Source organism: Streptococcus oralis (assembly GCF_026782125.1).
In the GTDB taxonomy this organism is placed as follows: Bacteria; Bacillota; Bacilli; order Lactobacillales; family Streptococcaceae; genus Streptococcus; species Streptococcus oralis_CE.
In genome coordinates this window covers 132,933-158,818 of the sequence record NZ_JAKUVY010000001.1, presented here as the reverse complement: position 1 = coordinate 158,818, position 25,886 = coordinate 132,933, and the positions used below count along the sequence as shown (strand labels likewise).

The 25,886-nt window shown below is 43.2% G+C and carries 27 protein-coding genes; 4 read left to right on the top strand and 23 right to left on the bottom strand.

What is annotated here, in order from left to right:
• Positions 1–7: 7 nt before the first annotated feature.
• Entirely contained in the window at positions 8–976 is a 969-nt protein-coding gene (locus MK385_RS00770; protein WP_125441279.1) for an NAD(P)/FAD-dependent oxidoreductase, read from the top strand.
• Positions 977–1,008: 32 nt separating this feature from the next.
• Here MK385_RS00770 and whiA read toward each other — a convergent pair whose 3' ends face one another.
• From whiA to MK385_RS00725, 9 genes are all read right to left on the bottom strand, one after another.
• A complete protein-coding gene (gene whiA / locus MK385_RS00765) occupies positions 1,009–1,920 on the bottom strand; it encodes a DNA-binding protein WhiA (RefSeq protein ID WP_125441278.1) in 912 nt (303 codons plus the stop codon).
• The gene (locus MK385_RS00760; protein ID WP_042902709.1) at positions 1,917–2,894 is read right to left on the bottom strand and encodes a YvcK family protein; all 978 of its coding nucleotides are present in this window, start codon (positions 2,892–2,894) and stop codon (positions 1,917–1,919) included. Before MK385_RS00760 ends, whiA begins: the two co-directional genes overlap by 4 nt.
• Positions 2,891–3,781: an RNase adapter RapZ gene (gene rapZ / locus MK385_RS00755; RefSeq protein WP_000163039.1), complete on the bottom strand. Its 891-nt coding sequence runs from the start codon at positions 3,779–3,781 to the stop codon at positions 2,891–2,893. The genes MK385_RS00760 and rapZ overlap by 4 nt, the downstream gene beginning before the upstream one ends.
• A gap of 51 nt (positions 3,782–3,832) precedes the next feature.
• Positions 3,833–4,213, bottom strand: coding sequence for a RidA family protein (locus tag MK385_RS00750; RefSeq protein WP_001140420.1), 381 nt, complete (start codon positions 4,211–4,213; stop codon positions 3,833–3,835).
• A 9-nt stretch (positions 4,214–4,222) separates the two neighbouring features.
• Entirely contained in the window at positions 4,223–4,810 is a 588-nt protein-coding gene (yihA, locus tag MK385_RS00745; protein ID WP_268704977.1) for a ribosome biogenesis GTP-binding protein YihA/YsxC, read from the bottom strand.
• Positions 4,811–4,818: 8 nt separating this feature from the next.
• A complete protein-coding gene (gene clpX / locus MK385_RS00740) occupies positions 4,819–6,051 on the bottom strand; it encodes an ATP-dependent Clp protease ATP-binding subunit ClpX (RefSeq protein ID WP_002874765.1) in 1,233 nt (410 codons plus the stop codon).
• 201 nt (positions 6,052–6,252) lie between these two features.
• The gene (locus tag MK385_RS00735; protein WP_000162306.1) at positions 6,253–6,759 is read right to left on the bottom strand and encodes a dihydrofolate reductase; all 507 of its coding nucleotides are present in this window, start codon (positions 6,757–6,759) and stop codon (positions 6,253–6,255) included.
• 118 nt (positions 6,760–6,877) lie between these two features.
• A complete protein-coding gene (gene cmk, locus MK385_RS00730) occupies positions 6,878–7,552 on the bottom strand; it encodes a (d)CMP kinase (protein ID WP_268724996.1) in 675 nt (224 codons plus the stop codon).
• A gap of 9 nt (positions 7,553–7,561) precedes the next feature.
• Positions 7,562–8,071 carry an SAG1386/EF1546 family surface-associated protein gene (locus MK385_RS00725; RefSeq protein WP_268724995.1) on the bottom strand — a complete coding sequence of 170 codons (510 nt, stop codon included), beginning with the start codon at positions 8,069–8,071 and terminating at the stop codon, positions 7,562–7,564.
• A gap of 45 nt (positions 8,072–8,116) precedes the next feature.
• Here MK385_RS00725 and MK385_RS00720 point away from each other — a divergent pair, with 45 nt between their 5' ends.
• Positions 8,117–8,320 carry a ferredoxin gene (locus tag MK385_RS00720; RefSeq protein WP_002874767.1) on the top strand — a complete coding sequence of 68 codons (204 nt, stop codon included), beginning with the start codon at positions 8,117–8,119 and terminating at the stop codon, positions 8,318–8,320.
• 91 nt (positions 8,321–8,411) lie between these two features.
• Here the strand turns inward: MK385_RS00720 and MK385_RS00715 are convergent, their stop codons facing one another.
• The 6 genes from MK385_RS00715 to MK385_RS00690 form a co-directional block, all read right to left on the bottom strand.
• Positions 8,412–9,362 (bottom strand): glycosyltransferase family 2 protein, encoded by a 951-nt coding sequence (locus MK385_RS00715; RefSeq protein WP_268724994.1) that lies wholly within the window; start codon positions 9,360–9,362, stop codon positions 8,412–8,414.
• Between the two features lies 1 nt (position 9,363).
• Positions 9,364–10,383 carry a UDP-glucose 4-epimerase GalE gene (galE, locus tag MK385_RS00710; protein WP_084943037.1) on the bottom strand — a complete coding sequence of 340 codons (1,020 nt, stop codon included), beginning with the start codon at positions 10,381–10,383 and terminating at the stop codon, positions 9,364–9,366.
• Between the two features lie 208 nt (positions 10,384–10,591).
• Positions 10,592–11,695, bottom strand: coding sequence for an NAD(P)/FAD-dependent oxidoreductase (locus MK385_RS00705; protein ID WP_268724993.1), 1,104 nt, complete (start codon positions 11,693–11,695; stop codon positions 10,592–10,594).
• Positions 11,696–11,711: 16 nt separating this feature from the next.
• A complete protein-coding gene (locus tag MK385_RS00700) occupies positions 11,712–12,509 on the bottom strand; it encodes a Nif3-like dinuclear metal center hexameric protein (RefSeq protein ID WP_268724992.1) in 798 nt (265 codons plus the stop codon).
• On the bottom strand, positions 12,496–13,173 hold the full coding sequence (locus tag MK385_RS00695) for a tRNA (adenine(22)-N(1))-methyltransferase (RefSeq protein WP_268724991.1): 678 nt from the start codon (positions 13,171–13,173) through the stop codon (positions 12,496–12,498). Before MK385_RS00695 ends, MK385_RS00700 begins: the two co-directional genes overlap by 14 nt.
• Positions 13,174–13,274: 101 nt before the next feature.
• Complete coding sequence (locus MK385_RS00690) at positions 13,275–15,611, bottom strand: cation-translocating P-type ATPase (protein WP_268725093.1); 2,337 nt, start codon at positions 15,609–15,611, stop codon at positions 13,275–13,277.
• 133 nt (positions 15,612–15,744) lie between these two features.
• Between MK385_RS00690 and MK385_RS00685 the strand changes: the two genes are divergently transcribed.
• Positions 15,745–16,494, top strand: a complete 750-nt coding sequence (locus MK385_RS00685) for a lysophospholipid acyltransferase family protein (protein WP_084939864.1) — start codon at positions 15,745–15,747, stop codon at positions 16,492–16,494.
• 42 nt (positions 16,495–16,536) lie between these two features.
• Here MK385_RS00685 and MK385_RS00680 read toward each other — a convergent pair whose 3' ends face one another.
• From MK385_RS00680 to MK385_RS00650, 7 genes are all read right to left on the bottom strand, one after another.
• Entirely contained in the window at positions 16,537–17,229 is a 693-nt protein-coding gene (locus MK385_RS00680) for an alpha/beta hydrolase-fold protein (protein WP_268724990.1), read from the bottom strand.
• Entirely contained in the window at positions 17,210–18,220 is a 1,011-nt protein-coding gene (locus MK385_RS00675) for an ABC transporter substrate-binding protein (RefSeq protein WP_268724989.1), read from the bottom strand. The genes MK385_RS00680 and MK385_RS00675 overlap by 20 nt, the downstream gene beginning before the upstream one ends.
• 19 nt (positions 18,221–18,239) lie before the next feature.
• Positions 18,240–18,995 (bottom strand): ABC transporter ATP-binding protein, encoded by a 756-nt coding sequence (locus MK385_RS00670; protein ID WP_000364120.1) that lies wholly within the window; start codon positions 18,993–18,995, stop codon positions 18,240–18,242.
• A 1-nt stretch (position 18,996) separates the two neighbouring features.
• Entirely contained in the window at positions 18,997–20,043 is a 1,047-nt protein-coding gene (locus tag MK385_RS00665; RefSeq protein ID WP_268724988.1) for a FecCD family ABC transporter permease, read from the bottom strand.
• Between the two features lie 428 nt (positions 20,044–20,471).
• Positions 20,472–20,741, bottom strand: coding sequence for a 30S ribosomal protein S15 (gene rpsO, locus MK385_RS00660; RefSeq protein WP_001018251.1), 270 nt, complete (start codon positions 20,739–20,741; stop codon positions 20,472–20,474).
• A 144-nt stretch (positions 20,742–20,885) separates the two neighbouring features.
• Positions 20,886–23,591 (bottom strand): FtsX-like permease family protein, encoded by a 2,706-nt coding sequence (locus tag MK385_RS00655; RefSeq protein WP_268725092.1) that lies wholly within the window; start codon positions 23,589–23,591, stop codon positions 20,886–20,888.
• Complete coding sequence (locus MK385_RS00650; RefSeq protein WP_042902698.1) at positions 23,587–24,288, bottom strand: ABC transporter ATP-binding protein; 702 nt, start codon at positions 24,286–24,288, stop codon at positions 23,587–23,589. Before MK385_RS00650 ends, MK385_RS00655 begins: the two co-directional genes overlap by 5 nt.
• A gap of 141 nt (positions 24,289–24,429) precedes the next feature.
• On the opposite strand from MK385_RS00650, the gene MK385_RS00645 reads away from it, so the two are divergent.
• The gene (locus MK385_RS00645; RefSeq protein WP_042902697.1) at positions 24,430–25,002 is read left to right on the top strand and encodes a TetR/AcrR family transcriptional regulator; all 573 of its coding nucleotides are present in this window, start codon (positions 24,430–24,432) and stop codon (positions 25,000–25,002) included.
• Between the two features lie 122 nt (positions 25,003–25,124).
• Here MK385_RS00645 and MK385_RS00640 read toward each other — a convergent pair whose 3' ends face one another.
• Positions 25,125–25,817, bottom strand: coding sequence for a phosphoglycerate mutase (locus MK385_RS00640; RefSeq protein ID WP_000240130.1), 693 nt, complete (start codon positions 25,815–25,817; stop codon positions 25,125–25,127).
• Positions 25,818–25,886: the final 69 nt, after the last annotated feature.

Sequence of the window (25,886 nt, the reverse complement as noted above, 5' to 3'; positions counted from 1 at the left end):
AGAAATCATGTCTCAACTCTATGATATTACTATTGTAGGTGGCGGTCCTGTTGGGCTCTTTGCTGCCTTTTACGCCCACCTACGCCAAGCCAAAGTCCAAATCATCGACTCTCTTCCTCAGCTAGGTGGCCAGCCCGCCATCCTCTACCCTGAGAAGCAAATCCTTGATGTGCCAGGTTTTCCAAACTTAACTGGGGAAGAGCTGACCAATCGCCTGATTGAACAGCTAGATGGCTTTGACACACCTGTTCACCTCAACGAAACTGTTCTTGAAATAGAGAAACAAGATGAAGGTTTTACCATCACAACCAACAAGGGAAGACACCTGACTAAAACAGTCATCATTGCCATGGGTGGCGGTGCCTTTAAACCACGACCACTCGAATTAGACGATGTTGAGGACTATGAAAATATCCACTACCACGTTTCCAACATTCAGCAATACGCTGGCAAGAAAGTGACCATCCTTGGTGGTGGGGACTCTGCAGTGGACTGGGCTCTGGCTTTTGAAAAGATTGCCCCAACTACTCTCGTTCACCGTCGAGATAATTTCCGCGCCTTGGAACATAGTGTGCAAGCTCTACAAGAATCATCAGTAACCATCAAAACACCGTTCGTTCCCAGCCAACTCCTTGGAGATGGAAAAACGCTCGACAAACTAGAAATCACCAAAGTCAAAGCAGATGAAACCGAAACGATTAAAGTAGACCATCTCTTTGTCAACTATGGTTTCAAATCATCTGTTGGCAATCTTAAAAATTGGGGGCTGGACCTCAACCGTCACAAGATTATCGTCAATAGCAAGCAAGAATCCAGCCAAGAGGGTATCTACGCCATTGGGGACTGCTGCTACTATGAAGGTAAGATTGATTTGATTGCTACTGGACTAGGTGAAGCTCCAACAGCTGTTAACAATGCCATTAACTACATCGACCCTGAGCAAAAAGTACAACCCAAACACTCAACCAGTTTATAAGAAAAACACCACGAATCAACTGATTCGTGGTTTTATAATTCATCTGCAATCTTGTTTATTTTTCTCAGTCTGTGGTTGACACCACTCTTGGTCAGGGGATTGCTCAAGCTATCTGCCAACTGCTGGATAGAGTAGTCTGGATGCTGGATTCGCAACTGCGCTACCTCCTGCAAATCCACGGGTAAATTTTCCAAACCGATTCTATCTTTGATTTTACCGATATTATTGATAGTCTTCATGCTGGCAGAAACTGTCCGAGCGATATTAGCTGTCTCGGCATTATTAGCCCGATTGAGATCATTACGGGTTTCACGCAAAATCTTGACGCGCTCAAAATTATCACGCGCCTGCATGGCCCCAATCACGATCAAGAAATCCATGATGTCCTCTGCACGTTGAAGATAGGTAACTGCACCTTTCCTGCGCTCAATGACCTTAGCGTCCAGCAAAAACTGCTGAAGAAGAGAGGCTAGTCCTTGGGCGTGGTCCAGATAAACGGAACTGATCTCCAACTGGTACTTGCCAGACTCCGGATCTCGGATGCTACCATTTGCCAGAAAGGCCCCACATAAGTAAGCACGTCCAGCCTCCTCATCTGCTAAGATGTCAGGATCAATGCCCGTCTCCAAACCAAAGAAGGAATCCGCAAGCCGCAAATCAGCTAAAAGCTCCTGCACCCTCTCATCAGTATAGACCGTATAGACTCGGTTCTTACGAAGATTACTTCTCTGATGGTGACGAATTTCTGACTTGATGTCATAAAAATGGAGAAAAGACTCATAGAGATGCCGAGCCAACTTGGCATTTTCAGTCACGACTGACAAGGTTAGGCCAGAAGTCGAGAGACCGATACTGCCAGACATCTTGATGATGGCTGATAATTCATGACGACTGAGATGGTGTTGACCAAGAATTTCCTCTTTTACTGCAACTGTAAAACTCATTTTCTCACCTGTATGATGCGCATCAATTCATCTACAATCAAATCGCCATCATGGAAGGCTCCTCCATTTTCCAAACGAAGGAAGTTGGATGAAATCACACGAGGAACCTGTTTGCAAAGACCAGCAAAGTCATGCTCTACCTGAACCAAATACTCATCAAAACGGTTGGTATCCATGTATTCTCTAGGAACCTTTTCGATATTCACCAAGACCGTATCAATAAATGGCCGACCTAAGTGTCGATGGAGGACTTCCACGTGGTCACTGTCTGAAAAGTACTCTGTTTCCCCACGCTGGGTCATGATATTGCAGACATAGGCGATCTCTGCCTTAGTCTCCAGTAGAGCCTGCCCGATCTCCTCAATGACAATATTTGGCAAAATCGATGTAAAGAGGGAACCAGGTCCCAAGACGATCATATCACTCTCGAGAATGGTATTGACCACTCGACGGCTGGCTTGCGGTGTTTCATCATCCAAGGTATTGGTCACATAGACATGGTCGATCATACCTGGATGATCTGCAATGTGGCTCTCACCTGCCACCTCAGAACCGTCTTTAAAGACTGCATGCAGTGTCAAAGGCTGATCGCTTGATGGGTAGATTTTTCCTGTTGTGTGAAAAAACTTACTGAGTAATTGCATAGCATTGTAGGTAGATCCTTGCATTTCAGAGAGACCTGCTATGATGATATTCCCCAGTGGATGACCCGCAAATGCTCCGGCCTCTTCTGAGAAACGGTACTGAAAAACCTTCTCATAAAACTTGGGCATATCCGACATGGCCACAAGGACATTACGGAGATCACCTGGTGGTGTCAGCTGTTGGATATTCTTTCTTAGCTCACCAGAAGAGCCACCATCATCAGCTACCGTTACGATAGCAGCAATATCAACATCCTTTTCTCGCAAGCTTTTCAAAATGACGGGGATACCTGTTCCTCCACCAATCACCGTTATCTTTGGTTTTCTCATGAACGGTTTACCGTTTCCTTTCTTCTGTCTTTGTCACGATGGCTTTCATTGACAGGCCAGTTTTTAGCAAGGTCCTCAGCGATTCGTTTGGCAAAGGCAACACTACGGTGCTGTCCACCTGTACATCCTACTGCGATGGTTAAAACAGACTTGCCTTCTTTTTTGTAGCTTGGCAAAATCGGTTCAATCAAGGCGAGTAAGTGCTGATAGAAACTTTCAGACTCTTCATGATTCATCACATAGTCATAAACTGCTTGATCCTCACCTGTCTGATTACGAAGCTCCGGAAGGTAGTATGGATTTGGCAAGAAACGGACATCAAAGACCAAATCTGCATCGATAGGAATACCATACTTGAATCCAAAAGACATGACCTCGATACGGAAAGACTGGGCTTGTTCTTGGTCTGAAAATTGCTCAGCAATGGTTTTACGAAGTTCACGCGGAGTAAGTTCTGTCGTATCTACCACATTTTGGCTCATGTTTTTCAAAGGTGCCAAAAGTTCACGTTCCAGCTTAATACCATCTAAAATTCGACCATCTGCAGCAAGTGGGTGACTCCGTCTCGTTTCCTTATAGCGTGCCACCAACTCCTTATCTGCTGCATCTAAAAAGAGAATTTTGAAATCCAAATCATCTTGGTTTTCCAATTCATCCAAAACAGCCTGAATCTCTGAAAAGAAGGAACGGCTCCGCATATCGACTACTAGGGCTAACTTATGGTCATCATCCTTGGTCTCTACCAACTGCAAAAACTTTGGCAAGAGGGCTGGTGGCATATTGTCAATAGTGAAATATCCCAAATCCTCGAAGGACTGAATGGCTACCGTTTTCCCTGCACCACTCATCCCTGTCACAATTACCAGGTGAAGTTGTTTCTTTGTCATCTATCTCTCCTTATATCAAAAAAAGTTTGGCAGAGCCAAACTTCAACTAGCTTATCCAATCTCTGCGATCACTTCAATTTCGACTTTTACATCACGAGGAAGACGTGCAACCTCTACAGCTGAACGAGCTGGAAATTCCTCTTTAAAGGCAGTCTGGTAAACCTCGTTAAAAGGAACAAAGTCATTCATATCGCTCAAGAAGCAAGTTGTTTTGACAACATGGTCAAAGTCTGTTCCTGCTTCAGCCAAAATAGCACCGATATTTTTCAAAACTTGTTCTGTCTGTTCTTGGATCGTTTCTCCTACAATTTCTCCAGTTTCAGGAGATAGGGGAACTTGACCGCTAGCAAACAAAAGATTACCAACGATTTTTCCTTGAACATATGGTCCGATAGCTTTTGGAGCTTTGTCTGTATGAATTGTTTTTGCCATTTCTTTCCCTCACAATTTTTCTAATATTGCATCCCAAGCCTGATCCATCCCTGCCTTGCTGACAGATGAAAAGAGGATGAAGTCGTCACTTGGGTCAAAGTTTAATTTCTTTTTGATTGCTGATTCGTGCTTGTTCCACTTACCACGAGGAATCTTGTCCGCCTTGGTCGCAACAATGATAACCGGAATCTCATAATACTTGAGAAATTCGTACATCTGCACATCATCTGCTGACGGGTCGTGGCGGAGATCCACCAGACTGACAACCGCACGGAGATTTTCACGACTTGTCAGGTACTCCTCAATCATGCGCCCCCACTTTTCACGCTCCTTTTTGGAAACGCGGGCATAACCATAACCTGGTACATCCACAAAACGCATCTTGTCATCAATGTTGAAGAAGTTGAGTAACTGGGTCTTCCCAGGTTTCCCCGATGTACGAGCCAGATTTTTGCGGTTCAACATGGTGTTGATAAAGCTAGATTTGCCAACATTTGAACGCCCTGCTAGAGCAATCTCTGGCAGGTCATCCTGCGGATAGTGGGACTTGTTGGCTGCACTGAGCAAGATTTCAGCATTGTGTGTATTGATTTCCATAATCACCTCTAGGCTGTTTCTAGGATTGGTTTTTCCGTTCCATCGACAGCTTCTTTTGTGATGCGGACCAATTTCACATTTTCCTGACTCGGTACTTCAAACATAACATCTAGCATGGTTTCTTCGATGATGGAGCGAAGACCACGCGCCCCTGTCTTGCGTTCGATGGCTTTATTGGCGATTTCCTGAAGGGCTTCGTCGTCAAATTCCAACTCAACATCATCATAAGAAAGCAAGGTTTGGTATTGTTTCACCAAGGCATTTCTTGGCTCCTTCAAGATGCGAACTAAGTCATCGACCGTTAATTGCTCAAGAGCTGCAAAGACAGGCAAGCGTCCAATCAACTCAGGGATAATCCCAAATTTTTGAATATCTTCTGCGATGATTTCTTGCATGTAGGAGCTGTTTTCGTCAATCGCCTTGTTATTTTGGCCAAAACCGATGACTTTTTCTCCCAGACGTTGTTTAACTATTTCTTCGATGCCATCAAAGGCACCACCCACGATGAAGAGGATATTTTTGGTATCTACTTGAATCATCTCTTGTTGTGGATGTTTGCGTCCACCTTGAGGCGGTACGCTAGCAACGGTTCCCTCGATAATCTTGAGGAGAGCTTGTTGCACTCCTTCACCCGAAACATCACGTGTGATAGACACATTCTCGCTCTTCTTGGCAATCTTGTCAATTTCATCCACGTAAATAATCCCACGCTCTGCACGTTCGATGTTAAAGTCAGCAGCCTGCAGGAGTTTGAGGAGGATATTTTCCACATCCTCACCCACATACCCAGCCTCAGTCAGAGCTGTCGCATCTGCAATAGCAAAAGGCACGTTCAAGCTCTTAGCCAAAGTCTGAGCCAAGAAAGTTTTCCCTGAACCAGTTGGACCAATCATCAGGATATTTGACTTCTGCAAATCCACATCTTCTGACTCTTCACGCGTATCGTGGAAATTAATGCGTTTATAGTGATTGTATACAGCCACTGCCAAGGCACGTTTGGCACGATCCTGACCAATCACATAGTGGTTTAAGATATTGAGGAGTTCGATTGGTTTTGGTACTTCAGACAAGTCTGCCAAGACTTCCTCGGCCAACTCCTCCCGAATGATTTCCTGGGCCAACTCCACACATTCATTACAGATAAAGGCGTTGTTCCCAGCGATTATTTTCTTTACTTCTTCTTGGCTTTTGCCACAAAATGAGCAATAAACCATCATATCATTTTTCCTATTTGTAGGCATGATTTCCTTCCATTCTAATTTATCATTCTATCTAAAATAAGGTCATATAAAAAGCGTGAACACTGTTGACCAGATTGGTAAAAGCATTCAACCAGAGTAAGGCAGACAGTCCATAGCGCTTCTTACGAAAAGCCTGTGCTCCAGTCAAAATACAGATTACACACAAAAAAGCTGTAAAAAATCCAAATATACTGCGCTCCATTAGACTTCCTTTCTATCTCGGTATTCGATGGTAAAATCATAGTCGTTTTTCTCATCTCGGGTGTAAGATTTGCTTGCTACTGTCTCAAAATGAGACAAGTCAAATTCCTCAGGAAAATAGGTATCTCCCTCCACCTGAGCATGAATCTGTGTCACGATGATTTCATCTAAATACGGCTCAAAAGCCTGAAAAATCTGCTTTCCGCCAATGATATAGAGATTTTTTTCTTGACTCTGATACCACGCTAAAACAGACTCCACATCTTGAAATACGAGCGCCCCATCTATGACTTCTTCGCTATTGCGCGTTAAAATCAGGGTTTGCCGTTTTGGAAGCAGACGACGTCCCATGCCATCAAAGGTCACTCGCCCCATCAGTATAGCATGATTTAAAGTTGTTTCCTTAAAATGTTGCAACTCTGCTGGCAAATGCCAAGGGAGACGATCTTCCTTCCCAATCACACCTTTTTCATCTTGGGCCCAAATGGCTATGATTTTCTTTGTCATGCTTCCGTCCTTTTTATTGATACTACTATTTTATCAAAATTCTCCCAAAAAGGCTGTTTTGAAACGCGCGCAAAAGAGAGAAAAGGAGCAGGCTTCATTTAGCCTGCTCCTCTCGTCCCTAGGACATATATTTTTTTGCTTCTGATTCGATTTTTTCGACCACTTCCTGGATACTCAGTCCAGTTGTGTCAAGGTAAACTGCATCCTCAGCCTGTTTGAGAGGTGAGGTTTCACGATGACTATCCTTGTAGTCACGTGCCGCAATCTCTTCTTTCAGCGTTTCAAGGTCTGTTTCAATCCCTTTAGCAATATTTTCCTTGTAACGACGCTCTGCTCTTTCTTCAACAGAAGCCACTAGGAAAATCTTGAGTTCAGCTTGTGGTAAAACAACTGTCCCGATATCACGCCCATCCATGACGATACCACCTTGCTGAGCAATCTCTTGCTGGAGCGAAACCAGTTTCTCACGCACCTCAGAAATGGCAGCAATGCTTGAAACCTTGTTGGTCACTTCATTTTCACGAATCGGATGCGTAATATCAACATCCCCTACAAAAACAAGTTGCTCACCTGTTTCTGAACGACCAAAACTAATGGGATGTTGGTTAAGAAGCTCAAGAAGTTGGTCTACATTTCCTGCATTCAACTGGTGTTTGAGCGCTATATAAGTCGCAGCACGGTACATAGCACCTGTATCCAGATAAGTGTAACCAAAATCCTTAGCGACAATCTTTGCGACCGTACTCTTACCACTCGAAGCTGGGCCATCGATAGCAATTTGAATAGTCTTCATGATTGACTCCTATCTTGTCTTAATCACATCACCTGGGTTGGCAAACCAAGATCCAGATGACATGTGAGAAGGATTTAGGGCTTCTAGCTGGGCAATGGAAATCCCTGCACGTTGAGCAAGAGCTGCTTCTCCCTCTCCAGGCTGTACTGTAAGTGTTCCTTCACCCTCTGTAGTATGTTCTTCCGAACTGCTCTGTGAAGGTGTTGATTCAGAAGAAGCTGTTTCCTCTATCTTGCTACTTGAAGATGATGATTCTTCCACTTTAGAACTTGAACTTGTAGAAGGAGACGATGCATCATAGAAGTCCTTCAAAGATGATGTACGATTGCTTCCACCAGTTGATAGGTAAATCAATACAACTACCATCGCTACAACAATTACAAAGAAGAGGCTAGCTAGAACTGTCAAGACACGATTGGCAACTACGCCTTTCCCTTTTTGTTTCCGGTGTCGACGCTCTGATCTTGTTTCTTCCTCATTGTTTTCGTAAATATCTTCTTGCCACGGTTCTTTTTCCATACCTTACTCCTTGTTTTTTTTACATTTTCTTATTACAATATAAATATGAAAGTCACACTTATACCTGAACGGTGCATCGCCTGCGGGCTTTGCCAAACCTATTCTGAACTCTTTGATTACCATGATAATGGAATCGTTCGATTTTACGATGATCCAGTTGAATTGCAAAGAGAAATCGCTGAGACCAGCGATGTTCTGGAGGCCATCAAAAATTGTCCTACACGTGCACTTCTAAAAGATCCATCGTAGGAAGCAGGGAATAAATATAATTGATTTTTTCTCATTTTTCCCACACTTATTAGTTTAGCATATTTCTAGGTAAAATTATAGTCTTTTTTAGTTATTTTTTTCCATCAATAATAGAAAGGTCACTTTTTTCTTTGACGAGATAGAGTGGTCTTTTTTTGGTCTCTAGATAAATCTTACTGATATACTTACCAAGAATTCCAATTGTCAGGAGTTGAATCCCTCCAAGAAAGAGAATGACAGCCATCAAAGAGGTCCAACCAGATGTCGGATTTCCCAAGATAAGAGTCCGAAACACTACAAAAACTGTCATCGCAAAAGAAAGAAAACAAGATAGAAGTCCCGCTACAAAGGCTATACTCAAGGGGAAATCTGAAAAATTAAGAATTCCTTCAATCGAGTAGAAAAAGAGTTGTCTAAAACTCCAACTGGTCTTGCCAGCCTGTCGTTCAACGTTTGGATAATCAAGATAGTGCGTTTTAAAACCCACCCAGGCAAAGAGTCCTTTAGAAAAACGATTGGATTCAGTCAGTGTTAAAATAGCATCTACCACAGACCTTCTCATCATGCGAAAATCACGGACACCTGAGGGCAAGGCTACCGGACTAATTTTTTTCATGAGGCGGTAAAAGAGGTCGGCACAGAAACTGCGGAAAAAGGGTTCTCCCTCCCGACTAGTTCTCCGTGTCCCAACACAGTCCAAGTCTACATTTTGGTCTAGTAAAGCTTTCATCTCAAGTAGCATACTAGGAGGATCCTGGAGGTCTGCATCCATCACGACCACCAAGTCTCCAGTTGCATGCTGCAAGCCTGCGTATAAGGCTGCCTCTTTCCCAAAATTTCGTGAGAATGAGACATAACGGACCGCAGGATTTTGCTCCCGATAGGTCTTCAAAAGCTCCAAGGTCCCATCGCTAGAGCCATCGTCTACAAAGACATATTCGACTTCTGCTCCCAAGTCAGGAAGCAGAGCTTCCACAGACTGATAAAAAAGAGGAAGTACTTCCTCTTCGTTTAAACAAGGGACAATGATTGAAATCATCATCTTAGTCTTCAAATCCATTTGGATGCTTGCTTTGCCAACGCCATGCGTCTTCACACATTTGGGTGATGTCGAGTTCTGCTTCCCATCCGAGCTCTGCTTTAGCTTTTGCTGGGTCTGAGTAGCAAGCAGCGATATCACCTGGGCGACGTTCTACGATGCGGTAAGGAATAGGACGTCCCACTGCTTTTTCCATATTTTGGATAATTTCAAGAACTGAGTAACCTTTACCTGTTCCAAGGTTATAAACATTAAGACCTGAACCTTTTTGGAGTTTTTTCAAAGCTGCAACGTGACCTTTAGCTAGGTCTACGACATGGATATAGTCACGAACCCCGGTTCCATCTTCTGTATCGTAATCATCTCCAAATACTTGCACTTGTTCTAGTTTGCCCACTGCCACTTGTGAAACATAAGGCAAGAGATTGTTTGGAATTCCATTAGGATTTTCTCCCAAGTCTCCACTTTCATGCGCTCCGATTGGATTAAAGTAACGAAGCAAAACCACATTCCATTCTGAGTCTGCCTTGTAGATATCCGTCAAAATTTCCTCTAACATGAGCTTAGTACGGCCGTACGGGTTGGTCACTGAAAGTGGGAAATCTTCTAAGATTGGAACTGTATGAGGATCCCCGTAAACTGTAGCAGAAGAACTGAAGATGATATTCTTACAGTTGTTTTCTTCCATAGCTTTTAGAAGGCTAACAGTTCCAGCGATATTGTTGTCATAGTAGGTAAGAGGGATACGTGTTGATTCACCAACAGCCTTCAAACCCGCAAAGTGAATGACACCAGTCGGTTCTTCCTGCTTGAAAATATCTCTGAGAGTATCAGTATCACGGATATCTGCCTCATAAAAAGGAATCTCAACTCCTGTGATTCTTTCAACAACTTCTAAACTTTTACGATTGCTATTAACAAGATTATCCACCACAACCACTTGATGACCTGCTTGGATCAACTCAATAACAGTGTGGGTTCCGATAAATCCAGCACCACCAGTTACCAAAATCTTTTCTTGCATCTTTTTTCCTCGATTCTCGGATTATTTTTTCTTATTTTATCATTTTTGATAGGGAATGTCATTTGACATCCTAAACTGCCTGCTAAAATTTCAGTAAAATGCTTATACTCTTCGAAAATCAAATTCAAACCACGTCAGCGTCGCCTTACCGTACTCAAGTACAGCCTTCGGCTAGCTTCCTAGTTTGTTCTTTGATTTTCATTGAGTATTATTCGCTTTTTACTCGTTTGACATAGTTTGCAATTGGATAATTTATTGGGTCCAAGGTCAACTCCTTATCTTGGATCAGTTGAGCTAAATGGTAACCAATGATAGGACCCGTTGTGAGGCCTGATGAACCTAGACCACTAGCCGCATAGGCACCTGCTAAGCCAGGTACTTCCCCAAAGAAAGGGGAGAAATCACGAGTATAGGCTCGGATTCCCACACGCTCAGCTCTGGAAGTCGATTTAGCTAACGCTGGATAGTGAGGCAAGACCGCCTCCTCCATTTGTTGAAGCAAGGTTTCATCTACCGTCAAGTCAAATCCCATATCATTTTCATGGGTAGCTCCTAGGGATAATTTCCCACCTGCAAAAGGAATCAAATCCCACTCCCCTTCTGGCATGACAACAGGGTAAGATTTCATATCTTTGGTAAGTTGATAATCTCGTAGTTGTCCCTTTTGGGGACGAACATCTACCTCATATCCTAAAGGTTCCAAAATGTCCCCCAACCAAGCTCCCGTCGCTAAAACAACTCGTTCAAACACCTCTTCGCCAATCTGATAGCCAGATGCTAAAGGTGTCAGACTCACTTTTTCTTTGACCAGCTTGACTTGACTGGCTTCTAGCAAACGAGTTACTAAGAGGTGGCCATCTACTCTCGCTCCACCAGAAGCATAGAGCAGGCGGTCAAATCCCTGCAAGCCAGGGAATAATTCATTTGCAGACGCTTGGCCTAGAATGGCTAATTGACCTATCAAGGGAGATTCTTCCCTACGCTGGAGGGCTAGTTCATAGAGTTCTTCTAACTTGGATTCATCCTTTTTCAAGAGAAAAACTCCCGAACGCTGGTAAAAGTCGATTTCCTGACCAGACTTTTCTAAATCAGCCAACAAATCCACATAAAAGTCAGCTCCCAAGCGTGCCATTTTGTACCAGGCTTTATTGCGTCGTTTGGAAAACCAAGGACTGATAATTCCCGCTGCTGCCTTGGTTGCCTGACCTTGTCCATGGTCAAAAACGGTCACCTCTAGGTCACTTTCTTTCGAGAGGTAGTAGGCAGCAGTTGCCCCTACAATCCCTGCTCCAATAATGGCAACTTTTTTCATTGTCTTCACCTTCTAACTAGATATGGTGGAAAGGATTAGTCGATGCCTGACTAGGCAAAATATCAATAGACCAGCCCTTCTCTGCCTTCCATTGAATAAGGAGTGCAGTGGTTTTTTCCACAAAAAGCACTTCTATATAGTGGCCTGGGTCCAATGCCAACAGGCCATCAGAAAGCATATCCTGAGCTGTGTGATAGTAGATATCGCCAGTGATATAAACATCTGCCCCCTTTGCCAAAGCATCAGAGTAGAAAGACTGCCCACTGCCACCACAGATGGCCACTCTTGAAATAGGCTTCTGCAAATCACTCTCTTGATAATGCACCATTCGAAGACTATCAAGACCAAAGACTCGCTTAACATGCTGGGCCAATTCCCCAAATGTCTGAGGCTGAATATTCCCAATCCGCCCAATCCCACGTCCTGGGCCTGTTTCCTGCAGATAGGTCGTGTCCTCAATACCTAGCATCTGGCAGAACCAGTCATTTAACCCATTATCAACGATGTCAATATTGGTATGGCTGACATAAACTGCGATGTCATGCTTGATCAGGTCGATGTAAATCTGATTTTGCGGACGGTTGGCTACCAAATCCTTGATGGGACGAAAGATAGGCGCGTGCTTAACGATAATCAAATCCACACCCTTTTCAATAGCCTCTGCCACCGTGTCTTCACGAATATCAAGGGCAACCATGACCCTTTGGATATCCTTGTCTAAAGTACCGATTTGCAGGCCACGACTGTCTCCCTCCATGGAAAATTCCTGAGGACAAAAGTCTTCATAACGTTTAATCACTTCACTTGCTAACATGGAGCACCTCCTTGATGGCTTGAATTTTATCTGATAAAATTTGACGTTCTTCCATATTTTTTTCTGGAATTTGATCAAGGGCAAACTCTAACTTAGCAGCTTCTTTTTGCCATTTTTGGACAAAGATTGGGCTGACTTCTTTGGACAAGATAGGTCCAAAGCGAACATCACTGGCTGATAGCTTCATTTGTCCCGCTTCCACCACCAAGATCTCATAGAACTTACCAGCTTCTTCTAGAATGCTTTCTGCTACGATCTGAAAATCGTGGTCTTGCAACCAAATGCGCAAGTCGTCTTCACGATTATTAGGCTGGAGGATTAAACGCTCTACATTAGCTAGCTTGTCCAAGCCTTCTTCCAATATGGTAGCAATCAAACGGCCACCCATACCAGCAATGGTGATAATAGAGACTTGGTCAGCCTCTTCAAAGGCTGCCAAGCCATTGGCTAAACGGACTTGGATTTTCTCCTTTAGACCGTGAGCCTCAACATTTTTAACCGCAGACTGGTAAGGACCTTCCACCACTTCCCCTGCAATGGCGCTTTTGATTTGACCTCTCTCAACTAACTCGATGGGCAGATAAGCATGGTCACTTCCCACATCTAGTAAAACGGCCCCCTGTGGCACAAAGGAAGCTACCAATTCTAATCTCTTTGAAATCATCTTCTCTCACTTTCCGAAACTCTATTACCTCTTATTATACCACATTTCAGCTAGCAATCTTGCACCTAAAAAGACCGCAATCCACAGATTGCAGTCTTTCTTTATTTTCTAGTTTGGTAACGACTGGTTAGAATGAAAATCACCGTAAAGACCAGCATCATGGCCCCATAAACAGGCAGTGTTTGTCCTGTTAAGGTCGAAATTTCAAGCAACTTTTGAATCATTGGGAAGAGAGCTGTGGCTAGGAAGCCTCCTACTGACCAGACAACCAAGAGGACACGCCAGAGGGTGAATGGCATGCAGGCTCTAAATACGGATAAGAAACCGATAGACCCAAGGAGATAATAGAGTAGGGTTGAGATTTCTAACTCAGACCAACCTTGACTCGCTCCAAAAATTTTCACAAAAAGAACGCTGAACACAACCATGAGTGCGCTTGGTAGGGCACGAAGCATGGATCTTCTGAGGAAGTTTGGCTCGACAGGTTTGATATTTCGCTCAAAAGTCAGGACGAATGGCGGGAAACCTTCAACGAATTGGTCAATCATGGTAATCTGAATTGGAATGAAAGGGAAAATCAAGATCCACTCAGACCGTCCTAGTAAAACACTGGCAATACAGATGACTGCAAGCAAGAAGGAATAGATGGTCTTAATCAAGAAAATCGGTGCGATATGGGCGATGTTATTAACCACGCGACGACCTTCAAAGAGAATCTCAGGAACATCATTAAAGTCTGAGTTCAAGAGAACTAGATTGGCAATCTGACGAGTCGCCGGATCTCCCTCCGCCATTACAATGGAACAATCTGCCTCACGAAGGGCCAGGATATCATTGACTCCATCCCCTGTCATAGCCGTTGTATGTCCTGCTTTTTTCAGTGTTTGGATGATGAGTTTCTTTTGATGAGGGGAGACACGTCCGAAAATAGCTGTCTCTTCAGCCATAGCAACCAATTCCTCATCCGTGATTTTTGAACAGTCTACATAGCTGTGATAGTCTGCAAAGCCAGCCTTCTGGGCAATGCTAGATACAGTGACCGGATTGTCACCAGAGATAATCTTGAGTCCCACTTCCTGAGAACGGAGATAATCTAGCGTCTCTGCAGCTCCCTCTCGAATCGGATCCAAGATCTCCAGCAAGGCCAGGGCTTGAATGTCAGACGGTTTCTGTGGTTTGTGATGATCTAGTTTTTCCTGACTAAGGGCTAAGACCAAGACACGTGAACCTCTCTCTAGGGCCTCTCTGGCTTCTGGCACTTCAGAGTCCAACAACATCTCAGGCGCCCCTAAGAAAACCGTTCCTAGCCCTTCTAACTCCATAGCTCCCCACTTGCGGTCGCTAGAGAAAGGAAGATTCGAAAGCATAGGATAGGAAACCTGACCTTGGAAACGCTGGCGAATAGCTTGAGCTGTAGGATTTTTATCCTCACTATGAGCTATGTAGCTAGTCAAAATGCTGGCAATCGCATGTTCACCATACTCTTCGGTCAAAGGAAGTACAGCCTCCACCTGCATCTTTCCTTGAGTGATGGTGCCCGTTTTGTCCAGACAGAGCATATCCACGCGCGCCAAGGTCTCGACAGAGTACATTTCCTGCACCAAGACCTTTTTCAAGCCCAGCTTGATCACCGCAGTCAAGAGCGAAGTGATGGTCAAAAGGGCGATTCCCTTGGGCAACATACCCAAAAGTGCTGTCGACGAATTTACAACGGATGACTTGAGGGGCAAGCCTTTTAACATCAAGGCTTCTAGCAGGAGAGCGAGACCAAAGGGAATGATAATCTTCCCAGTAAAACCAGCTAGCTTGTCCAGCGATTTCATAATGCGGGAGTTGATGGGTTTCACAGTCTTGGCCTCCAGCATGAGTTTGGCAGCATAGTTTTCTGCCCCAACATGGTGAACTTGGGCCAAAACTGATCCACTGGCTAAGAAACTCCCAGACAAAAGCAAGGCGTCCACCTCCTTTTGTACCAAATCACTCTCACCAGTCAACATAGCTTCATTGACTTCTGCGAAACCTTCCAGAACCAGAGCATCACTAGGGATCTGCTCCCCAGCCGATAGACGAATGATATCGCCCAAGACCAATTCTTCTGGATCGAGAGCGACTTCTTGACCATCACGGATGGTTTTGACCTTTTCCTTGGTCATGAGATTGAGCTTGTCCACCATATGTTTGGCCCGTAGCTCGGTCACAATCCCAGAAAAAGCGTTAAAGCAGATAACCGCAAAAAAGACCAGATTGCTCCAGGCCTGCACAAAGGCTAGCGCCAAAGCAATCGCAAAGTTCAAAGCATTAAAAAGTGTAAAAACATTTCGTTTGATGATTTGCCAAGTACTGGTACTAGCTGATGCGGTAAAGTCATTGACCAAACCTTGAGCTTGTCTTTCCTTGACTTCTTTTTGGGTTAATCCCATTATCTTATTTTTATCCATAAATTCTATCATATCATTTTTTCTAGCAGAATTCTAATCTCATCCAAAATATCTTCACTGATAACTGAAAAAGTTTGCCAGTAGTCTTTCGATAAGGTATAATAATAAAAGCAATACAATCGAAGGAGATTTCATGTTTTATACTTATTTGCGTGGACTAGTCATGCTGATCTTGTGGTCCATCAATGGCAATGCCCACTATCACAATACTGATAAAATCCCTAGCCGAGACGAAAACTATATCCTCGTCGCACCTCACCGTACCTGGTGGGATCCTGTTTACATGGCCTTTGCGACCAAGCCAAAACAGTTCATTTTTATGGCCAAAAAAGAGCTGTTTAACAACCGTATCTTTGGCTGGTGGATTCGTATGTGTGGCGCCTTTCCTATTGACCGGGAAAAACCTAGTGCCTCTGCCATCAAGTACCCTATCAACGTCCTCAAAAAAAGCGACCGCTCTCTCATCATGTTTCCAAGTGGGAGCCGTCACTCAAATGATGTCAAGGGTGGAGTTGCCTTGATTGCCAAAATGGCTAAGGTTCGCATCATGCCTGTTACCTATACCGGTCCCATGACCTTGAAAGGCTTAGTCAGCCGTGAACGTGTGGATATGAACTTTGGAAATCCTATCGATATCTCAGACATCAAGAAAATGAATGATGAAGGGATTGAAATGGTTGCAGACCGTATCCAAGCAGAATTCCAACGTTTGGACGAAGAAACCAAGCAATGGCACAATGATAAAAAACCAAACCCACTCTGGTGGTTTGTCCGAATCCCAGCCCTCATACTTGCTGTGATTGTTGGTATCCTAACGATTATCTTTACCTTCATTGCAAGCTTTATCTGGAATCCAGATAAGAAGAGAGAGGCTCTTGGTTAAAAAATACAATTATCCCTTGGCTTTTACCAAGGGATATTTCTTTTATGCAATTTTCCATTTTTGGGCCAACCAGCTGGAAAAGGCTAGAAATCGCTCAGCCACTTGCTCATGGTGCCCGTAAGGATCAAAGACAAACTGACCAGTCGGATAATGTTGCTGAAGGCTGGTATGGATCTGTTCAGCATAGACTGGTGCTTGAGCCAAGCGATTGGTATGATGGGCTCCTTCCGTTTGACCATTCTGTAAATACAGTAAACAATCTAGATTTCTCACTTTCTCTTCCTTGCAGTAAGTCGTAAAATCAGGATACCAAAAGGAACCGCAGATAGAGAAGATACAGGAGACCTTGTCAAAGCTGAATAGACTGTAGACTGCCGCCAAACCACCCAGTGAATACCCTCCATAGGCAAGGCGATTTTTGTCCAGGCGATAAAGCGACTGCAACTTATCTAAAAGACCTCCAAATAAATGACTATGATAGGCATTTGCCTGACCGCCAAAATCTGGAGCCCCCTCTCTCAGAGCAGTTGCCTTCCAGGGAGTGTAGTCGTTTAGGCGATTTTTAGAGGTCAAGCCCACTAAAATCACAGACTCTGAAAGGGAAGACAGGAAATCCAAGTTTCCATCATTCAATAAAATAGCCGGATAGGTTTGATTGGGGGCATAGGTCGAAGGAAGGCTGACCTTAACTTGAATCCCTTCCCAATCAAACTCATTATTTATTGATAAAGTCATTGATTTTCTCAAGGGAATCAATCACTGCTGGACCATAGTCCATCAACTCATCGTAAGAGATGGTCATGATTTTTTGATTCTTAATTGCAGGAACGTTTTCCAAAACTTCATTTGCTTTCATCAACTCTACTGCGTTAGCATCCAATTTTTTATTGCGGTCGCTGGTCACATAGATAATCAACTCAGGATCCATAGACACGAGATTTTCCAAGGTCAAGCCTGATGTTCCCGTTGCAACGTTGGTATAACCAAGTTGATTTAGCAAGCTTTCTTGCAAAGCAGACTTGTAGGCACCAAAGGTTTCGTCGTTATAAGCAACCATAATCAAAGCCTTTTTCTTTTCACCTTGGCTTGCTGGGTTTGCTTTCTTAACAGCGTCAATTTTAGCTTGTAATTGTGCCACGTACTCATTGGCCTTGTCCTGAACATTGAAAATCATTCCAAGATTTTTGACATCTTCTACAATATTTCCCAAATCTTGCTGAATCGTTGAGAGAGAAGCTTTTTGTGTATAGACTGGGATTTTATTTTCATTCCAAGTGCTAACTGTCCCCAAGGATTTTTCAGAAAACATCATGTTTCGACCCATCACCGCATCTGGTTCATAAGAAAGGACTGTCTCTTGTGAGACTGTTTTTTTATCGCCAATTTGAGGAATCGTCGCAATAGCATCCTTGTATTTGTCCGTTACAGCATTGTCCGGGTTGAGCATGCCAGCAATTTTATCCTTCAAGCCTAGCTCCAATAAGATTTCAGTGGTTGAAAGATTGTTGGTGATAACTTTTTCAGGTGCCTTGTCAAAGACTTGTTCGACTTCATTTCCCTTAGCGTCATAGGTCTTGACCGTTAACGGATAAGCCGTCTCTGTGCTGGCCTTTTGACTTGTTTCTGTGCTAGATTGTGTGGTAGTTTTTTCTGTAGTAGTATTACCACAAGCTGCCATGGTTAGGGTAGCTACTGTTACGAGTAAAATACTGAGTGTTTTTTTCATCTTGTTTTCCTTTTCATTCTTATAAATAGTGAATCATGGCTTGCTGATCCTCGGTCCAAGTAACCTGACTTTGAACTCCGTATACAGTTTGCAATGACTCAGGGGTGATGGTCTCCTTTGGAGTCCCTTGGTAAAGGATTTCTCCCTCTTTCATCAGATAGAGATAATCCGAATAGCGACAAGCAAGTTGAATATCATGTAGGACAGCTAGAACATTGACCTTGAGATTTTTTACAATGGCCAACAAGTCTAACTGGTACTTGATATCCAGGTGATTGGTAGGTTCATCCAGGAGCAAGAGAGTCGGTTCTTGCGCCAAGGCGCGTGCTAATAAGACTCGCTGTTTCTCCCCACCTGAAAGAGACGAATAGAGACGAGTTTTCTTCTCAAGCATATCCACCTTGACGAGAGCATCTTGAACGAGGGCATAATCCCTTTCCTTTTCCTTCTGTAAAAAAGAGAGGTGGGGAGTCCTTCCCAGCAAGACAATTTCCTCAACTGTACAATCAAACTGCAATTGATTAAACTGGGTGACAACTGCCATTTGCTTGGCTGTTTCTTTGAGTGACCAATGCTCCAGCGGCTTTCCATCTAGGCTTATCAAGCCTTTGTCCGCCTTTTCCTGGCGATAGAGGAGTTTAAGCAGGCTGGTTTTTCCACTTCCATTTGGCCCTAATATCGTGTGGAATTGATGCCCCTCAACCTTAAGAGAAACTCCTTTGAGGATTTTTTTCTCTCCTAGTCCAAAGTGGACATCCTGACAAATCAAGTCCATATCAGACCCTCACCTCCCTTCGCCTACCCCCAACAATGTAGATAAAGAAGGGAGCACCTACTAAGGCTGTGAAAATACCAATCGGCAGCTCGGCATTTGGAATGATGACACGAGAAAGTACATCTGCCCAGACCACAAAGAGGGCACCCAGTAAGGTCGCAACGGGAAAAAGCCTCCTGTAATTCGTTCCTACTAACCCTCGAGCTAAGTGAGGAGTAATCAGACCGACAAATCCAATAATCCCACAAGTTGCCACTAAGACGGCTGTCAGCACAGCCACCATGGTCACATAAAGATACCAATAAAAGCGTAAAGGTATCCCCAAAGTTAAAGCAGCCTCATCTCCCATCATCATCGCATTAAAAACACGATACTGGGTAGCGAAAAATAGAAAGGCTACTCCTACTACCATAGTTGGCAAGAGTAAGTCAGACCAAGTAGTCCCGGCAAGCGAACCCATGGTCCAAAACTTAATGGTCATCACACTGTCCGCATTAGCGCCAACAGAGATAATAAAGTTGGAAAATGCCAGAAAGAGAGCATTGACCACCGTTCCTGATAAGATCAGACTAGAAGTCGTCATCCTTCCCTGCATAGAGGCAATGATGAGGACAGCAATGGTTGCCAAAATAGCTCCAAGAAAAGCTCCAAGACTAATCATCACTTTCAAACCGAGAATGATGCTCAAGGTTGCCCCTAGAGTTGCACCCGCAGAAATTCCTAAGACATAAGGCTCTGCGATGGGATTGTTCACTGTAGACTGCATCACGCTACCACACATAGAAAGACCAACCCCTACTATCAGACCTAACAATACTCGGGGGAATCTCATGTTCCATACAATGGCAAGAGTGGACTTGGAAACCTCTCCTATCTCAAGAGGAAACCCCAACCTGCTCAAAATAATCCGATAGGTATCTCCTAGATCAATCGCAACGGATCCCATTGAAACTGCTAGAAAGAGGGAAATCCCTAAAGTAGCTAGCAAAATACCTAAAAGTAACACAAATTGCAGGTCCCGTCGGCTTCCAGAAAATTTGGAAAGCATGAAAACCTCCTTAAACAAAATTAAAAATTTAGAAAATTCTCATGAAAAGTATACCATATTTCTATTAGATGAACAAGGATGTAAATATATATAGAAAAAGCCCTCTGAAGTCAGAGAGATGATTTGAGCTCGGGCTAAAATCCTAGCGACAAAGATGAAACTCCTTGTGTTCATCGAAGACTGTGTCGTTTACCTATTTTCATACGGATTTTTGGCGCCCTTAGCATCATGATTCTTGCCGGATAAACCGTTTATAGACTAGGCAATGAGCCGAAGATTGTATAAAAATTTTAGTGAAACAAAAAATCTCCCCGAAGGGAGATGATTTGGTTTATTTTACCTTACAGTGCTAGGAACCGTAACCGAAGATTATACTTGAGTATATCGAGGTAAGGTGACAACGCAATGTAAGTAGAAAATAAAGCAGATTAACGACGAAGTCCGAGAGAGTTGATCAACTCACGGTAACGGTTAACGTCGTTTTTACGCAAGTATGCAAGCAAGTTACGACGGCGACCGATTTTCTTCATCAATCCACGGTAAGTAGCGTGGTCTTTTTTGTGTTGTTTGATGTGTTCGTTAAGGTGGTTGATTTCCCAAGTAAGGACAGCAACTTGAACCTCTACTGAACCTGTATCACCTTCGTGACGTGCATATTGTGCGATGATTTCATTTTTTTTCTCTTTTGAGATTGCCATGATGTTTCTCCTTTTTATTTGGCTTCATCCGAGTGACAGGTTGGCATGCCTGTAACCAAGAAGAAGTTATTTGTCTTTACGACAGTTCTTATTCTACCAAGAAGCAGAGACTTTGTCAACTGATTTACTGTTTAAAACCTTGAATTACTCTACTGATTTCAGGGCTTCGAGCATATCTACTTTTCTCAAGTGGTGATTGACAAAGAGGCCCAGTAAGGCTAAGATTACAGTCACTGCGACGATTGGAAGAGCATAGACTTCCCAGCTGACTCGTGGATAAAAAAGTATGGTGGCAGGTGAAATCATTTGTATCAAAAATTGATGTAAATAGTAGCCTGCTACCAAACCGAGAACAATCCCCACAAGGGATAGCACTATGGTCTCGCGGTAGATATAGAGGGTCACTTCTTTATTGTGGAAACCGAGAACCTTGATAGTGGAAAGTTCGCGGATACGTTCTGCCACATTGATATTGGTGAGATTGTAAAGAATGACAATGGCTAGTAAGACGGAAACAAGGACAAGGATTGCCATGGTTTTATTGAGCGAACTAGCCACGGATTCAAAGAGATGGATGGCTGTCACATTTTGGACCACCCCAGAAACAGCAGCTTTTTTCATAAAGACAGCAGCTTCTTTCTCCGTATTGGATAGTGTCGGCTCTTTTAATTTCACTAGGTAGGTATTGTCTTTCGGACTGGTGCCGTAGACTTGTTCATACGTCGCTCGGTTGAGATAAACAAAGTGTCCAACGTAGTTTTCAGAAATCGCCGAGACCTTGATTTCTTTCCCATCAAGCTCTAGCTTATCTCCAACATTAACATCTGCTAGTTGAGCTAGTTTTTGACTCACGACAGCTCCATCAGTGAACTCCACCTCTTGCCCATTTTCCTGTAATGCGATAAAAGGCTTGAAGTCTTCTCTTCTTGTGACCATTATGGTGATAGTCTGAAGTCCTGCTTTTCCTTTGAAATCTTTTTCAATGGTTTTAGAGTAAATCTTTTGATAAGCATGGATCGATTCAGCTTGCAAGGCACTTTCTAAATCTGCTTTTTCTTGCTCACTCGCACTGCTCTTTTCTGCTACAATCATCTGGTATTGCTGGATTTGTTCAAATTGGCGCTCGGAAACTCCTCCTACAGAAGACTGAATGCCAAGACCGGCAAATAGGAGAGCAACTGATCCTGCAACTCCAAAAATGGTCATCAACATCCTTTGCTTATATCGGAAAATATTTCGCGCCGTAACCTTATGAGTAAAACTCAAACGACTCCAAATAAAGCTCAGGCGCTCCAGCAAAATCTTTGATCCCTTAACGGGAGGTTTGGGAAGCAAGAGTTGGGCTGCTTCATCGTGTAATTCCCTCCGCGCCACCAGATAAGCTGGCAAGACACTGGATACCCAACTCAAGGCTAGGGCAAGGAGGCTATAAGACCAGTAAAAATACTCCTGGCTTTTCCCAACGACCATCCCAGCTGTTATAACATCCGAAATCACGCCTGCAAGAAGATAATGTCCAAGAAGCGTTCCTAAAATGGTTCCCACAGTTCCTGCAAGAAAACCATAGAGGACAAACTTTGCAACTATATCTCTGTTCCTGTAACCCAAGGCCTTAAAAATACCTGCATTGGTACGTTCTTCATCTACAAAGCGAGTCATCGTTGTAAAGGTCACCATTGCAGCGACCATATATAGCACCACGGGGAAAATATTTCCGATAGAACGAATACTTGTTGATAAATTGCTGTACATGCGGTAGCCTTGACCACCTGGCATGGTTTGGCGATTGTATACGTGGTATTTCGGCTCTGCCAGTTCATCAAGCTCTTTCTGACGCTGTTCAAGCTTCTCTTTTTCCTTAGTTAGATCACTCTCTGTCTGAGCCAGTTTTTCTTTTTTAGTCGCCAGTTCTTCCTTAGCTTTTGTCAGATGTCCCTCGATTTGACTCTTTTGCGGTTCTGGTAAAGCGGTCGCTTGTTCTTCTTGCGTTTTCAAGCGACTTTCAGTCTGCTCTAACTGACTCTTACCATTTTCAAGGTTGCTTTCAGCAGTTTGGAGCTGTTCTTTCCCATCTTTCAGGCTCTTTTGCCCATTTGTTTTAATACTTGCCAATCTTTTTTGACCATTATCAGCAAGTAAGTCTTGCAACTCTTCCTGATGTTGGGTTCGTTTGGTCTTATAGTCTGATGAAAAAGCATCCAGATTTTTTAAATCATCATAGCGCACACGCGCAATACTATAAACATCTGAATCAAACTGGCTGGGCAAAATCACTCCATAGCCAGCCAAGCTTCCATTTCCACTACTAGCACTTCCTAAATCTTCTTTAGAAAGAATCTCACCCGACTGAACAAATCCAGTAATTGTAAAAGTTTGGGATTTTACGATGGACTTTTCTTCTTTCTTAGTAAAGGTAATGGTCTGCCCAATCTGATAGCGGTCTTTCCAGAAATCAGCTAAGGCAATTTCCTCATCAGCTTCTGGCAGTCGCCCTTCTGTCACTTGAAAGGTTGAAATGCTCTCTGGTTTGGAATAAAGTCGAACTGCTTCCTCACCATTTTCAACGGTTAGGTCTGCCATATAGCCAAACTCAACACTTGCTCCTTGAAGGGTCTTTAGTTCGTCCTGATCTTCTTTGTCCAAGCCATAATCAGCTATCACTGCCAGATCCAAAGCATTGGCTTTACGGAGATAATCCCCTGCCGTGCGTTCCAAGTTTGGACTGGCTACTTTAAGACCTACTAGGGCTAAAGAACCCAGCATCATCAAGGTCAAGATAGAAACAAAGCGTCCCTTTGAAGTCGTCACTGACTGAAATAGGTCTTTCCGATATGTTTTTTTCATGCTAATACTCCAATATATCGATATCCTGTGGATTCTCATTAATCGTCACACTCTTAACCGTGGCATCACGCATATGAATCACGCGATCTGCAATAGGGGCTAGCGCGCCATTGTGGGTCACGATAATCACCGTCGTTCCTTTTTGACGAGACATGTCTTGGAGAATTTTCAAGACTTGTTTCCCTGTCTGGTAATCCAAGGCACCTGTCGGTTCATCACAAAGGAGAATTTTAGGATTCTTAGCTACAGCGCGTGCAATGGAGACTCGCTGTTGCTCCCCTCCAGAAAGCTGGGCTGGAAAGTTATTGAGGCGATGACCTAGCCCTACATCTGTCAAAACCTGCTCTGGATCCAAGGCATCTGTCACGATTTCTGAGGCCAATTCCACATTTTCCTTGGCTGTCAGATTGGAGACCAGATTGTAAAATTGAAAAACAAAGCCTACATCTTCACGACGATAGTTTGTTCGTTGGTGCGAACTATAGTTGGCAATATTGGCACCATCAATCCAAATCTCTCCCTCATCATTGGTATCCATACCTCCTAGGAGATTGAGAACCGTTGATTTTCCAGCACCAGAAGCACCAAGGATAATGACCAGCTCCCCCTTTTCAATTTCAAAATTCACATCACGATTAGCCACAATCTCCGTATCCCCAACCTGATAACGCTTGTAGTTGTGTTTCATTTCAATATAAGCCATATCGTTTATCTCCTTTTCAAAGCTCGTTTTCTTAAATCAACAAGATGTTGATTCTAAATCACAAATATTATATAATGGGCTAAGTCAAAAAGCAATAATCAAAAATCAACAAAGTGTTGATTTAAGAAGAAGGAAGACAAAATGGTTCAGAAACGAAAAACTACTACTAAGGAAGATATCAAAGAAGCTTTGATTCAGCTGCTATCAGAGGATAAATTTGAAAATATATCAATTAGTAAGCTCTGTAAACGGGCAGGAATTAATAGGGGAACTTTCTATCTACACTATGAAGACAAATATCAAATGATTGACAGTTTTAAAAGTGAAATTATTTCCCAGCTCTACATTTTTTTAGAAAAAGAAAGAGAATCGCCTAGAAAGTTTATGTTAGCCAACTTCTATATATTACGTTCGAACGAACGCCTTATTAACGCCTTGTCCCAAAGTCATTACATAGACTTTCGTGGTGCAATTCGTGAATTTCTAAGTAGCATTATTCTAACTGAAAATCAAAAAGAAAAGACTCGTCATTTCTTATCTGAAAACTTCCAAATTCCTCACAAATACGCTTTGGAAATCTTCTTATCAAGTATTGAAGGAATTATTTCTCTTTGGATTGCTGGGGGAGCTCAAGAAGAACCGGAAGAAATCACGGATATAATCTTATCAACCTATAACTACGAACACTGGAGCTACGAATCAAAAGAAGATTAATTCATCCACCCCACTACAGTATAAACTGCTTCCTCTCATTTTATACTTTTTCAATTAGCTAAATTGCCTTTTTTAACTTAGATACAAAAAAGCCTAGGAATCCTAGGCTTTCTGTTTATAAATTATTTTCCAAGGTAGTATTCAGAAACGACGTTCAATTTTTCGTCAAATTCGAATACCAATGGTGGGAAGTTAGGGATTTCCACGTCCATGATTTCGTCGTCTGACAAGCGTTTGATGTGTTTTACAAGGGCACGGATTGAGTTCCCGTGAGCTCCTACGAATACGTTTTTACCATCTTTAAGTGCTGGAGCGATTTTGTCTTCCCAGAATGGAAGGGCACGTTCCAAAGTCACTTTCAAGTTTTCAGCATCTGGGATAACTGAGTCATCAAGTGAAGCGTAACGACGGTCTGTGTGAGCTGAGTGCTCATCATCACGGTCCATGTTTGGAGGCAATACATCGTATGAACGACGCCAGATGTGAACCTGCTCATCACCAAACTGTTCAGCTGCTTCAGCCTTGTTTTTACCAGTCAAACCACCGTAGTGACGTTCGTTCAAGCGCCATGATTTTTCAACTGGAACCCACAATTGGTCAGAAGCTTCAAGAGCCAAGTTTGTTGTTTTGATTGCACGTTTCAATACTGAAGTGTAAGCTTGGTCAAATTCGATACCAGCTTCTTTGATCAATTTACCAGCGTCAATCGCTTGTTGTGTACCTTTTTCAGACAAATCAACATCAGCCCAACCAGTGAAAAGGTTAGCTTTGTTCCATTCAGACTCACCGTGGCGAGCAAAAACCAATTTTACCATTAGATGGATTCTCCTTTTATTTTTCGAGGTTTCCCTCGTTTATCTATTCTATTTTACACAATTTTTCAC